Here is a 13531-nt window from a genome sequence, read left to right as displayed (position 1 = left end):
CCGTCTTGCATAGAACATTCATGTGCGTCTCGAGGGCACGAAACCCTCGGGACGCTAAACTTTTTTGTGGGGCCTCGTACCCCGTTTAACAGGAGGCTTTCCGAAGGCAATGGAAAAAATCCCAATGACGCCTGCCGGATATCAGGCTCTTAGTGAAGAATTGAAACAGCGCAGCAGCGAAGAACGCCCGCGGATTATCGCAGCGATCTCCGAAGCGCGTGCCCATGGCGATTTGTCCGAAAACGCCGAATATCATGCTGCAAAGGAACAGCAGAGCCTGAATGAAGGCCGTATCTCCGAGCTCGAAGACAAGCTTTCGCGTGCGGAAGTCATCGACGTAACCAAGATGAGTGGCAACACCATCAAGTTTGGCGCCACAGTGACCATGGTCGATGAAGACACCGATGAAGAGAAAACCTATCAGATCGTTGGCGATGTCGAAGCTGATCTGAAAAAAGGCAAGATTTCCCTGTCCTCCCCGATCGCACGTGCACTGATCGGCAAACAGGTTGAAGATTCCGTAGAAGTCATGGCCCCCGGCGGGTCGAAATCCTACGAGATCCTCGAAATCAAATATATCTAACAGGTCTTTGGACTTGTTCCTTCCCGAAAACTGTCAGCTTAACAAGCTGCTCAGATCCAATGGAAGACATTCATAGCCAATAAAAAAGCGCATCGGCGTTGCTCCCGCCATGCGCTTTTAAACAATCGCTGCTCTTCTGTCTGTATCGCGTCAGTCACCCAGATTGATCGGAACGTTCGGCGCATTCTTGCTCAAGCGGATGGTCAGCGATGTACGCACGCTATCCACGTTGGGCGCAGACGTCAGTTCATTAATGACGAAAGACTGAAAAGCTTGCAAATCAGGCGACACACAGCGCAGAACAAAGTCGATATCCCCGGAAAGCATGTAGCATTCCCGGACTTGCGGCCATGCTCTGACACGCTCCTCAAAGGCCACCAAATCGGCTTCAGCCTGACTATGCAACCCGACCATAGCAATCGCTGTTACGTCAAAGCCGATCTGCTTTTCGTCAACAATGGCACGATAGCCTTTGATGATTCCAGCTTCTTCCAGCGCGCGAACGCGGCGCAGGCATGGAGGCGCAGAAATACCAACGCGACGCGCCAGTTCTACGTTTGTGATACGACCATCATCCTGAAGCTCTTTCAGGATTTTCCAGTCAATTGGATCAAGTCTTGCTTTCAAGGCGAAAGGTCTCTTATTTTCGAGAAGCTCATGGGAACCTGAGCTGTTGTCCATACCAAGGTATAGCGCGCAGCGACACACGATCATAGCGCTAATTGGACAAATCTGGAAAGTTTAGACATATTTCTGTGCCCATTTAGGACACAGAACGCCGTTTCGGTGAATTATTTGGAAAGATCACCCCTCCAGGAGAGTCGAAAGTGGTAGCCACAACAGGCATGAAAATCTGGGTTCTGAGCGATGGCAAGCCTGGCGACGAGAATCAATGCCTCAGCGTTGCTGAGCGATTGGGCGGCTCCATAGAACTGCGTCATGTGGCCCCGTCAGCACCATGGGTCTGGCTCATGCCGCATGGGCCGATACCGCCATCGGACAGCCCCAAAAATCCAGCCTCCCCCATTCATGGTCCCTTTCCCGATGTGGCCATAGCATCAGGCCGCCGGACCGTAGCTTATCTGAGAAAGCTCAAGAAAGTCAGCCCGCAAACCATAACGGTCTTCCTCAAAGATCCACGCCTTACCTCTTTCAATGCGGATCTTGTCTGGGTTCCCTTCCACGACAAACGCCGGGATTCTCGCACAATCGTCTCACTGACAGGCCCGACCCGCATCACGCCGAGCCAGCTGACCGCAGCAAGAACCAAGGCACCTCAGGCCCTGCTTCATCTGCCAGCCCCGCGCGTGGCGCTTATTCTGGGCGGCGATACGGCAAAGGAGAAGTTCGGCGAGCAAGCATCGAAACGGCTTGCGCACTATCTAAGCCACGAGCTGCCCCCCCATGTTTCCGTGATGGTCACCCCCTCCAGACGAACGCCGGACCACTTGAAAACCGCCGTTAAGAAGGCGCTCATCGGACACCCTCACTGGATCTGGGATGAGCAGGGTGACAATCCCTATTTCTCGATGCTCGCCCTCGCCGATGTGATCATCGTTACAGCTGATTCCCATTCCATGCTTTCCGATGTCCTATCGTGCGAAGTTCCTGTTTACATTTTCGAGCCGGATGCCTATCCAAAGAAGCTGAAACGGACGATCAATCAACTCGTCCAACACCCTTTTGTACAACTTCTCCCCGCCCCTCTTGAAACGGGAGCCCGGCCCGCCATAAATTCAACAGAACTGATAGCAGAGGAAATCCGGCTTCTGCTCAACCCGACCCCTCTTGAAGGATCTCAATGAAGCGGAGACCGCTCCCCTTCATGGCCATCATCAATGAAAGATAATCCGATGCATAGCAAAGTCTTGATCATTGGCTCTGGACCAGCAGGGTACACAGCCGCCATTTATGCTGCCCGTGCCATGCTTGAGCCGACGCTTGTTGCCGGTATGCAGGAAGGCGGTCAGTTGACCATCACCTCCGAGCTGGAAAACTATCCCGGCTTCGCTGAAGAAATTCAGGGCCCATGGCTGATGGAGCAAATGAAGGCTCAAGCCAAGAATGTTGGCACCAACCTTGTTTCGGATATTATCACCGACGTGGATCTCACCGCACGCCCTTTCAAGGCAAAAGGCGATTCCGGCGCGGACTATACGGCCGACAGCATCATCATCGCCACTGGCGCACAGGCGCGTTGGCTGGGCATGGAAACCGAAGAGAAATTCAAGGGCTTCGGCATCTCCGCCTGTGCCACATGCGACGGCTTCTTTTATCGTGGCAAGGAAGTGCTGGTCATCGGCGGCGGCAACACCGCTGTGGAAGAGGCGCTCTATCTCACGCACCATGCAAGCAAGGTGACGGTCATCCATCGCCGCGATGAATTCCGGGCCGAGAAGATCCTGCAAAACCGCCTGGAAAAGAACCCGAAAATCGAAGTGATCTGGGATTCCGTGGTTGAAGAATTCATCGGCAAGGAAGGATTCCCGCCAAGCGTGACCGGTGCCAAGCTGCGCAATGTCAAAACCGGTGAGATGACCGATATCACCGCAGACGGCATTTTCGTTGCCATTGGCCATGCGCCCGCCGTCGAGCTGTTCAAGGACACGCTGAAAATGAAGGAAAACGGCTATATCTGGACCGCACCTGATTCGACAGTGACCTCAATTCCAGGCGTTTTTGCCGCAGGAGACGTCACCGATGACAAGTATCGGCAGGCCGTAACGGCTGCCGGTTTGGGCTGCATGGCCGCTTTGGAAGCAGAACGCTTCCTTGCAGAACAAGAAGACGCTGAATAATAACGGGTTTTGCCCAGAAATAACGTCCTAAGACCTCCGGCTAGCTTGTTTTGCGTTTGAAACTTATTAGACTAAGGGCTACGCTTGAATCCGCATATCTGGCGTAGCCCAAACGCATAACATGGGCAGCGTCCACTACGGCTAGTCAAGGCTCGTTAAGAATCAGACATTAGCATGGATTGCAGGACCAGCAATTCAGCCGGAGGAAACTATGGATTGGGACAAACTACGCATTTTTCATGCGGCCGCCGACGCTGGCAGCTTCACGCACGCTGGCGACAAATTGCATATGAGCCAATCCGCGATTTCCCGACAGGTTAGCGCTCTGGAATCGGACCTCGGGGTCACGTTGTTCCATCGACATGCACGCGGTCTAATCCTGACCGAACAGGGCGAACTGCTTTACCGCACAGCCCATGACGTGCTCATGAAGCTGGAAACCGTCCGCACCCATTTGACTGACTCCAAGGAAAAGCCGACCGGCGAGTTGCGCGTTACCACGACGGTGGGGCTTGGGTCAGCCTGGCTGACCTCGCATCTGGCCGAGTTCATGGAGCTTTACCCAGGCATCGCGCTCACGCTCTTGCTGGAGAACGAGGATCTCGACCTTGGCATGCGACAGGCCGACGTGGCCATCCGACTGCACCAGCCGACACAGCCAGACCTCATTCAGCGCAAGCTCTTCACCGTGCATTTCCATATGTATGCCTCAGCCAGCTATCTTAAGAAATTCAGCCAGCCCCGCTCCATGGATGAACTGGAGCAGCATCGCCTGATCTGTTTTGGTGACAACCACCCCAACTATCTCAAGGACGTCAACTGGCTCGAAACAGCCCAGATGCCCCCGGGCAAAAAACGTCAAATGGCGCTGAAGGTAAACAACCTACTAGGCATTCGCCATGCGGTTATGCGTGGTGCAGGCATCGCGATTCTGCCCGATTACGTGGTTCATCCACGCGATGAGATGATTCAGCTGCTTCCAAGTGTGGAAATGCCAAGCTTTGAAACCTATTTTGTTTATGCGGCGGAGCTCAGAAATTCGATGCGCATTAATGCCGTACGCGATTTTCTGCTGTCAAAGGCAGCCAGCTGGCATTATTAAGCTCTAACTCAGGTCTTTTTGGAAGATATATTGCGCCCATGAGTTTCGGCTCATGGGTCTTTACGTATTTAAACGTATATTTATGCACGAAACGCATAACAGAACTGCATCTGCGAACATTGAAAACCGTCTATTTAATAGGCATATATGCCTCAGCTGAAGGCAATAATCGTTGCTAACCTCCTCCCTGCGACGATGTTTGTAGCCAGCTGTTCCCCTCTGGAAGGTGATTGCTCCGCACTTTTGTGCGGAATAAACTTTATAAGCCGGACTTTTGTCCGGCTTTTTTTCTTTCTACCTGCTTTTTCGATTATTACCAAAATTTGTTTAAATAATAGGCATGGCTATTATTTATTCAACGCGCGCTATGCGCTTTTGTGAATTCTTCCCATGAAATCCCACGCGCGAGCCCTTGAAAAAATACTTATTCTCGCGGCCATTGAAATAGATCAGCTCTCCTTTTGACCCTCTCCTAGTCCACCGCGCAATGACGACGACAATCCTGTAGGATACGCAAACAAAAGGGCTGGCACGCGCGGACATACCACACAGTACCAGCCCATTTAAACGACCAGCCCCCTCAGAGCCGATGCTGTAGAGGCGATATCAGGCAAAAATGGTTGCCCAGCCCCATGAGATTGGCATGACAATCCAGAGCGCCGGGATCATGTTGGCCACAGGAAACTGCTTGATGCCGCAAATGCGCATCCCCACAGCCAGCATGATACAGCCACCACAAGCCGAGAAGTCAGCCAGCATATCCGGCGTAGTCAGGGGAATAATCAGCACCGAAGCGAAAAAGAACAGCGCCTGAACGATAAGCTGCGGCACCGCCAGCAGCGCGATGATATAGCCCATCGTCGCTGCAAAGATCATGGCGGTGAAAAGGTCCAAGATGGCCTTGACGACCAACAGGGTCGTATCCCCGGTCATGCCTTCCACCATCGCACCATAAATGCCCGTCGCACTCATGGAGAACAGCACCAGCAGGGCCACAAACCGGTTTAGGAATTCATCCTGTGGCAACGCACCGTCAGATGGTGTCAGTTTGGACAGGAGGCTCTTGGTCTTGAAAGACATTTTGTGAATGGACTTTTCGAGGTCGAAAATCTCGCCCACCAGCGAGCCGACGATCAATGCAAGCACCACCGGAGCCAAGGCCACCACCTTACCAGCCATCGCAACCCCGAGCCCCATGGAGGCAATGCCGAATACCATCGGCATATTCTGTTTTACATTTTCCTTGATTTTGGCACCGATGAAAGCGCCGACCACGGAGCCAACCACAATTGCGGCACCGTTGATGAGAGGACCTATCATTATTTTTTCCTTTTGTGGCTTATGATTGCCACTGCAAATGGCTCAGATTGCCATTGATTTACTGGTTTTTGACAGCGCACGCCACCAGCGAAGGCAAAGTCCTCCCAACCACCTTCGCATAGACTAACACTTTAAGAGCCTAACAAAGCAATATCGCCTCGCCAGCTCTTTTATAATTCTTCCGAAGTGAAACCGAATTCGATTTCTTCCTTGGTGAAAAACACCTTCAGATCATTCGACCTCATGAGCGCAAAAAACGCATCACATTCGCTGGCTGTCACCGCCATGGTCAATCTCTGCGGCGGATCTTGCATATCGAAATAGCCGTTGGAATGGTAGCGACCATCATGGCCGAACCCTTCTTGGGCCGTAGACAGCGTTGCACCACGAATGCCCAACTGCATAGCCTGATCAATAATCCAGCGTGCAAGAGGGCGATCTTCATGCTCTCGGCTACGCTGCATAAATAGGGTAATAAGAAATCCTTTAGTCATGAGACCCCAGACGCCAATTTATAATGTTTATTGTTTGCGAGAACTTCTTGCTCGTTTGGGCGGCTTGGATAAACCATGCTCAACTGCGGGCAGGTCAATTGTCTTTGCGCCAAGCAAAGACAAGATCGTGAAAGAAGCTCCAACACTATCGGACTTCAAAAGCCAAAAGGCAACAAAAAATCTGACAAAAGTCTGATTATTGTCACTGGTAATATTATCAATAGGAAAACGGAGCCGCAGCCCCGTTTTCCGACATGACGATTGTCTCTATCAAGCTTCCTTGGCTGCCTCGAGCACGAGGTCGGCCTGTCGCCCCGTCAGCTCCTGCATGTGATCGAAGGAAGCTTCATAAGAGGCAACACCGGCGGAGATAGATCTCAACTCGATGATCAGATCACTGATCTCGGATTGCGGCATCAGACTTTCCACGACGTCCCAGCCTTCCCAACCGGGCCGGGCATCATAGCCCATCAACTGACCACGCCTGCCAGCCACGATAGTGTTGACCTTGGGCGTTACATCATTGGGCACAGCGATCTTCACATTCACGATTGGCTCCAGCAGCACCGGGCTACATTGCGGCAGCCCCTCACGCATGGCCAACGTGCCTGCCGAGCGGAAGGCCTGATCGGAGCTATCCACGGTATGGTAGGACCCGTCACTAAGATTGACCGCCAGGTCGACAACTTCAAAGCCCAGCGGCCCCTTGATCAACGCATCCTTGATGCCATTCTCGACAGAGCCGAAATACTGCTTGGGCACAACGCCCCCAGTGATGCTCTCGCTAAACTGAAAGCCCTCTCCACTGGACAAGGGTTTGATCTCGATAACCACATCCCCAAACTGGCCATGGCCACCAGACTGCTTCTTGTGGCGCCCACGCACCGATGTTCCTTTGCGGATGGTCTCCTTGTAGGGAATGGCCGGAACATGGCTTTCGATATTGATCGAATATTTCCCCTGCAATCGCTCAAGAGCCACACGCAAATGCATCTCTCCCTGCCCGCGCAAGATCGTCTCGCTGCTATCTTGATTTTGCTCGACGATCAGAGAGGGATCCTCTTCAACCAGCTTTTGCAAGGTGGCATAGAGCTTGACCTCATCGCGATGTTCCTTGGGCCTAACGGCCATGGCAAACACCGGAGATGGCGCTTCATACATGTCGAGCTGTGCGACACCTTCCTTCGCCGTTGTCAGGGTCATGCCCGTGTGAGCATCATCCAGTTTGCCCAAGGCGATGACCTCACCAACGCCGGCAGAGCTCTCCTTGATGGTTTTCTGTCCCTGCACATGGAAGAGACCTGACACGCGGCCGATTTCCTCGCCTGCGCTTGCGAAAAAGACATCGCCATCCTTCACCGAGCCTTTCAGCACCCGCGATATGGACAGCTTGCCACCATGAGAGGTGTGAATGCTTTTCATCACCTGCAACACAGGCTCGCCATTGGGCATTTCAGGGCAACCAAGACGCTCCGCCGTATAGCCGACACCGAGCCCTTCGTGGCGCAGAACCTTCAACAGGCGCGTCACACCATTTTCCTGTTCGGCAGCCCCGATCAGCACCGGCATGACCTGCCCCTCGCGCATTTCCTTCACCAGATCGGTAAAGACCTGCTCCTTGGAGGGCTCCATATCCTCCAGCAGCATCTCCATGAGCTTATCGTCATGATCGGAAAGCGTTTCGAGCATGGAATAGCGGGCTTCCCATTCGCGCTCCTGATCATCCGCGCTCATGTCCACCAGCTCGCTGGGCGCATGCTCCTTGTAAAGGAAGGATCGTTCCAGAGCCAGATCGATATAGCCTATGGCCTGTTCGCCCTTCCAGATCGGGATCTGACGCAGCAGAAGCGGCGTGTTGGAGGCATGCTGCAAGGCCTCGACGACAGAACGCACCCGTGTCGTGCATTTGTCCAGTTTATTGATAAAGAGAATTCTGGGAATGTTGCGCTCTTCAAGCTGCCTGAGAATAACCTGCAAGGCTGGAATTTTTTTCTCGTCCGGTTCGCAAACGACGATTGCGAGATCGACGGCGGAGAGCGCTGGAAGACTTTCAAACTGAAATTCGACTGAGCCAGGGCAATCAACGAAGATATAGGGATCTCCAAGAAATTCCGTTTCGGCGATATTGGCTTCCACCGACATATGGTGCGCGCGTGCTTCCTCGGATGCATCGCCAACAGACCCTCCACTGTCGACTGATCCGAACTTGTTGATTGCACCGGTTCGCGCCAATAAGGCTTCAAGGAGAGTTGTCTTACCGCTACCAAAGGGCCCGACGATGGCTACGCAACGTGGACCCTCGACTCTTCTGCCAGCTTGTCCCATGGCAGATCCTCCTTTCTGTTTTCTGCATGATGTCCGGCACCAGCCTGATCAACTGCTCTCATGGGATCAGCCATCAGCTCCTCCTGGTGTTTTCTTGTAAGTTTGACCCTACTCCTCTTGCCTTGAATAAACGCGCCAAACTGTCAAAAAGCGCGGACAGTACTCTTTCAGCTTAAACGAGATTTGCCCTGTCTGTTTGATCAAACGCAAAAGAATCCGAGATTGCATTATGGACTCACTGCAATTTGACGGTTTGATGACAGCCCTTCGTCTAAGACTAATCTTTCGTCTATAAGACGAATTATCTAGTTGAATTAAAAAGGAAATATCGCTTCAGCATCGAGCCCGAATCCGCTCTCAAGCCCAGAGCTGACAGCAGGAACAGACAGCCGACGCAACCGAAAGCCTCGAACCGACTGAGCCGAGTGGCTCACATAAACAAAAAGGGGCACCTAGGTGCCCCTTCTCGATATCAAAGATCAATTTTGGCCAGTCTCCCTGGCAGCATCCCTTATTTGAGGGAAGCGCAGAATTTCTTGATGCGTGCGCAAGCCTCAGTCAGAGCCTCGGTTGACGTCGCATAGGAAATACGGAAGTTCGGACCAAGACCGAAAGCAGAGCCCTGCACAACGGCAACGCCTTCCGCTTCCAAAAGCTCGGTTACGAAATCTTCGTCGGTTTCAATCACCTTGCCGGATGGAGCGGTTTTGCCGATGCAATCCGCGCAAGACGGATAGACATAGAAAGCCCCTTCAGGCATCGGGCAGGAAATACCTTCGCAGTCGTTAAGAGCGTTTACCACCAGGTCACGACGCTGCTTGAACACTTCTGCGCGTTCGGCGATGAAATCCTGCGGACCGTTCAGAGCTTCAACAGATGCATACTGCGAAATCGAGCTCGGGTTGGAGGTCGACTGGGACTGCAACTTGGCCATTGCCTTGATCAGTTCAACAGGTCCACCAGCATAGCCAATACGCCAGCCAGTCATGGCATAGGCCTTGGAAACACCGTTCACCGTCAGCGTACGATCATAGAGCTTTGGCTCGATCTGGGCTGGTGTGGTGAATTTGAAGTCGTCATAAACCAGATGCTCATACATGTCATCGCTCATGATGAGAACATGAGGATGCTTGAGCAGAACATCGGTGAGCGCCTTCAGTTCGGCTTCCGAATAGGCTGCACCTGACGGGTTGGAAGGGGAGTTGAAGATCAGCCATTTGGTTTTTGGCGTGATCGCAGCGTCCAGCGCTTCCGGCGTCAGCTTGAAGGTTGCCTTGTCAGCTTCCACGACAACAGGCTCGCCACCGGCAAGCAGCACCATGTCTGGATAGGACACCCAATATGGGGTCGGAATAAGAACCTCATCACCCGGGTTCAGGGTGCAGACCAGTGCGTTATACAGCACCTGTTTGCCGCCGGTACCGACCGTGATCTGGTTTGGCTGATAATCAAGACCGTTTTCACGTTTGAATTTGGCGCAGATGGCCTCTTTCAATTCAGGCAGACCGTCAACAGCAGTGTATTTGGTCTTGCCTTCATTGATGGCCTTGATCGCAGCAGCCTTGATATTGTCCGGTGTATCGAAGTCCGGCTCCCCGGCACCAAGACCGATGACGTCACGTCCAGCGGCCTTCAGTTCCCGAGCTTTGTTGGTGACCGCAATGGTCGCGGATGGTTTCACGCGCGAAAGCTGCTCGGCGATAAAGCTCATTGAGCCCTCCAAATTTTCAGCTAAAAAAAAGACAAACGGACTTACAGGCTGGCATAATTACCAAGCCAGTCCGCCCGCGCACCCTAGTGCAGCCCTGAAGACAATTCAAGGCAATCCGGGCAAGATTTGGCCGTTTTCGCCTTCTGGACGTCGAGAATCTTGCGCACAAATGTATCCAACTAACAAGGGGATGCCTACATTTGTTTCAAGCTACAGGAAATTCCGTAGATCATGCGTTGCAGCGTCCGCTCACACTCTCCTAATAAGATTAGGCAGACCGCCCAATCCCGCCGCTTTTGCCACAGATGCGACATTCTGTCCAACATTACAAATCTGTAATTTTCTAATCTTGCAATATATTGGATTACGGACCGGGCGAGTCTGGCGCCCCAATTCCAGATTGCGCATGCGCCCGCCAAGCGCCCCTGCGCACAGGCTCGAACTGATCATGGGACAGCCCTCCGACTCTCCCTGATCGGACATACTGCATCCGTTGGGAGGACCAAATGACGGACCATGCAGCCTTTAGGGGCTTGGGAATTGCCTTCAGACATCTGTCTGCGGCAATCCTGCTGACTGCACTAGCATCCATATCAGGACCGGTGATTGGATGGAGCAACGCCAATGCTTCCCCCACCGCCGCAAACAAAACAGAAAGCACAAATCAATCTGCCGAAAAGCAGATCACGGGCAAGAAGCCCGGTGAAACCGCTGACCACAGCAAATTTGAAATTCTGCAACAGGATTTCAAAAGTGGCCCCGAGGTCACCAAGGCCTGCCTCTCCTGCCACACCGAAGCGGCCACTCAGGTGCATGATTCCATTCACTGGAAATGGGAATATGACAATGAGAAAACCGGCCAGAAGCTCGGCAAGCGTTATGTCATCAATGCCTTTTGCGGCAATGTCGCCTCCAACGAGGCCCGTTGCACCTCTTGCCATGCAGGGTATGGCTGGAAAGACATGCGCGAAAATCCCCCTTCCGCACCGGAAGCGGTGGATTGCCTCGTCTGCCATGCAGACACGCAATATTACAAGAAGTTCCCCACCAAGGCCGGTCTGCCGGTCACCGAACCAACCATGTTTGGTGGCAAGCCCTTCAAGGTCTCCAACCTGATTGAAGCGGCCCAGTCCGTCAGTCTGCCCCAGCGCGACAATTGCGGCTCCTGCCATTATTATGGCGGCGGCGGCGATGGCGTCAAACATGGTGATATCGACAGTTCGCTGGACAATCCATCCGTTGATCTGGACGTACATATGGCGGCTGATGGCGGCAACATGGCCTGCTCAGCCTGCCATTCCGGCTCTGGCCATGTCTGGCCCGGCTCTCGCTATGACATGGATGCCAAACCGCAGGCTCGCGACGAAGAAGGCAAGAAGCTTCCTTCCTTCGCCATGCGCCGGATGAATGAAACCGCTTCCTGTGAGAGCTGCCACACAGACGCTCCTCATCAGGGCAAGACGCTGGAAGCCATCAAGCTGAACAACCACACCGATACGGTCGCCTGCCAGACCTGTCACATTCCCGAATTCGCACGCGGTGGCGTTGCCACCAAGATGCTCTGGGACTGGTCAACGGCAGGCAAGCTGAAAGACGGCAAACCATTCGCGATCAAGGATGACAAGGGCCACCCCAGCTACGATTCCAAGAAGGGTGACTTCATCTATGAAGAGAATGTCCAGCCGACCTACAGCTGGTTCAACGGCAAGGTCAACTATGTCACCGACGAGGATAGGCTTGATACGACCCAACCGGTGGTGCTGAACGCTCTTGGCGGCAGCGCGGAAGACGAGAATGCCCGCATCTGGCCCTTCAAGCTGATGCATACCAAACAACCCATCGACGCTGAAAACAAGAAGCTGGTCTATATGCATCTGTTCGGCAAGGACGCCAATGCCTTCTGGAAGAATTTCGATTGGGCGAAGGCCATTCAGGGCGGTCAGGACTATATGGGCAAGGACTATTCGGGCAAATTCGAGTTTATCGAAACCCGCATGTGGTGGCCCATCACTCACATGGTTGCCCCCGCGAACAAGGCCGTCCAGTGTGACGAATGCCACGTCAAGGGTGGACGCCTTGAGAATATAGAAGGGGTCTATATTCCGGGGCGCGACGACCTTCCTCTGATCAGCTGGCTGGGCTACGGCCTGATCATCCTGACCATTCTGGGCGTTGCTATCCACACCATCTTCCGCTTCGCCACGCGCAAACAGCGCAATCATTAAGGAGGACAGACTCATGACGGACATCTCTTCTGCCTCTGGCCCTGCGGCAAGCAAAGCCAAAGAGGCAAAATCCAAGGTCTTTCATCGCAAGGTGAAAAACTACAGCCGATATGAACGCTTCTGGCACTGGTCGCAGGCGATCCTCATTTTCGTGCTGGCCTTCTCCGGCTTTACGGTGCATGGAACGATCCGCTTCATTCCCTTCCACTCTGCGGTCATGATGCATGACATCGCTGCCTTTGTTCTGATCTTCCTGTGGCTGTTTACAGCCTTCTGGACCTTCACCACAGGACAGTGGCGTCACTTTGTGCCAACCAACGCAGGGCTATGGGAAGTCATCATGCATTATCTCGTTGGCATGATGCGCGGCCAGCCCCATCCCTATAAACGGACTCTCAGCCGCAAGCAGAACCCGCTGCAGTCCTTTGCATACTTCTCCATCATGACGTTGGTCGGGCCACTCCTCTGGCTCTCCGGGCTTGCCTATATGTTTTATAGCTTCTGGGCTGGGAACTCCGGCAACCACGAGATCTTCAGCCTCGTGGTGCTGCTCCACCTCATAGGAGCGTTCCTGATGGTCGCTTTCGTGATTGGTCATATCTATATGGTCACCACGGGCAAAACCTTGATCCACTATACCAAGGCCATGATCACCGGCTTTGAGGATATGGAACTGACCGAAGCAGAAGTCACCTACCTGGAAGCACATGAACCAGACCGCATCAAATAGCGGCGTAGCACCGAGCAAACTTTCAAAGGCCGTGGGCGCACCCTGCGGCCTTTTCTTACATGCGCAAAAATACCTACGACTTACCGCGCGTGACAACATGTCTCATCTACTTAATTCGAATATCCAAAATAAGCATTTTATAGTCTTGTTTAAAGAGACCTGTCGGAACCGGTCCGGAGCCGATTCCGCTTTTCACGACAACCAGATCAGTTTCTGCCGGGAATGCTGATTTTCTTGCCTTTT

The 13531-nt window shown here is 53.1% G+C and carries 11 protein-coding genes; 6 read left to right on the top strand and 5 right to left on the bottom strand.

Annotation, left to right across the window (positions count from 1 at the left end; translation table 11 throughout):
* Positions 1-109 precede the first annotated feature (109 nt).
* The gene (greA, locus tag ACKPCT_RS23220; protein ID WP_090073000.1) at positions 110-583 is read left to right on the top strand and encodes a transcription elongation factor GreA; all 474 of its coding nucleotides are present in this window, start codon (positions 110-112) and stop codon (positions 581-583) included.
* Between the two features lie 150 nt (positions 584-733).
* Here the strand turns inward: greA and ACKPCT_RS23215 are convergent, their stop codons facing one another.
* A complete protein-coding gene (locus ACKPCT_RS23215; RefSeq protein WP_090073142.1) occupies positions 734-1210 on the bottom strand; it encodes an Lrp/AsnC family transcriptional regulator in 477 nt (158 codons plus the stop codon).
* Between the two features lie 200 nt (positions 1211-1410).
* Here ACKPCT_RS23215 and ACKPCT_RS23210 point away from each other — a divergent pair, with 200 nt between their 5' ends.
* The 3 genes from ACKPCT_RS23210 to ACKPCT_RS23200 all read left to right on the top strand — a co-directional run bounded on the left by ACKPCT_RS23210 (position 1411) and on the right by ACKPCT_RS23200 (position 4483).
* A complete protein-coding gene (locus ACKPCT_RS23210; RefSeq protein WP_319568097.1) occupies positions 1411-2388 on the top strand; it encodes a mitochondrial fission ELM1 family protein in 978 nt (325 codons plus the stop codon).
* Positions 2389-2436: 48 nt separating this feature from the next.
* Positions 2437-3381 (top strand): thioredoxin-disulfide reductase, encoded by a 945-nt coding sequence (gene trxB / locus ACKPCT_RS23205; RefSeq protein ID WP_090073004.1) that lies wholly within the window; start codon positions 2437-2439, stop codon positions 3379-3381.
* A 211-nt stretch (positions 3382-3592) separates the two neighbouring features.
* Positions 3593-4483 carry a LysR family transcriptional regulator gene (locus ACKPCT_RS23200; protein WP_090073007.1) on the top strand — a complete coding sequence of 297 codons (891 nt, stop codon included), beginning with the start codon at positions 3593-3595 and terminating at the stop codon, positions 4481-4483.
* Positions 4484-5089: 606 nt separating this feature from the next.
* Here the strand turns inward: ACKPCT_RS23200 and ACKPCT_RS23195 are convergent.
* From ACKPCT_RS23195 to ACKPCT_RS23180, 4 genes are all read right to left on the bottom strand, one after another.
* Complete coding sequence (locus ACKPCT_RS23195) at positions 5090-5803, bottom strand: DUF554 domain-containing protein (protein ID WP_319568096.1); 714 nt, start codon at positions 5801-5803, stop codon at positions 5090-5092.
* Between the two features lie 170 nt (positions 5804-5973).
* The gene (locus ACKPCT_RS23190) at positions 5974-6297 is read right to left on the bottom strand and encodes a DUF190 domain-containing protein (RefSeq protein WP_090073011.1); all 324 of its coding nucleotides are present in this window, start codon (positions 6295-6297) and stop codon (positions 5974-5976) included.
* A 270-nt stretch (positions 6298-6567) separates the two neighbouring features.
* On the bottom strand, positions 6568-8622 hold the full coding sequence (locus ACKPCT_RS23185; RefSeq protein ID WP_090073013.1) for an elongation factor G: 2055 nt from the start codon (positions 8620-8622) through the stop codon (positions 6568-6570).
* A gap of 511 nt (positions 8623-9133) precedes the next feature.
* Complete coding sequence (locus ACKPCT_RS23180) at positions 9134-10333, bottom strand: pyridoxal phosphate-dependent aminotransferase (protein ID WP_090073015.1); 1200 nt, start codon at positions 10331-10333, stop codon at positions 9134-9136.
* A 506-nt stretch (positions 10334-10839) separates the two neighbouring features.
* Between ACKPCT_RS23180 and ACKPCT_RS23175 the strand changes: the two genes are divergently transcribed.
* Both ACKPCT_RS23175 and ACKPCT_RS23170 read left to right on the top strand, forming a co-directional pair.
* Complete coding sequence (locus ACKPCT_RS23175; protein WP_090073017.1) at positions 10840-12558, top strand: tetrathionate reductase family octaheme c-type cytochrome; 1719 nt, start codon at positions 10840-10842, stop codon at positions 12556-12558.
* Between the two features lie 13 nt (positions 12559-12571).
* Positions 12572-13288, top strand: coding sequence for a cytochrome b/b6 domain-containing protein (locus ACKPCT_RS23170; protein ID WP_090073019.1), 717 nt, complete (start codon positions 12572-12574; stop codon positions 13286-13288).
* Positions 13289-13531: the final 243 nt, after the last annotated feature.

This window comes from Cohaesibacter marisflavi (assembly GCF_963665895.2).
Classification (GTDB): Bacteria; Pseudomonadota; Alphaproteobacteria; order Rhizobiales; family Cohaesibacteraceae; genus Cohaesibacter; species Cohaesibacter marisflavi.
The sequence above is the reverse complement of the archived record's forward strand: the minus strand, read 5'-3'. Positions and strand labels throughout refer to the sequence as shown.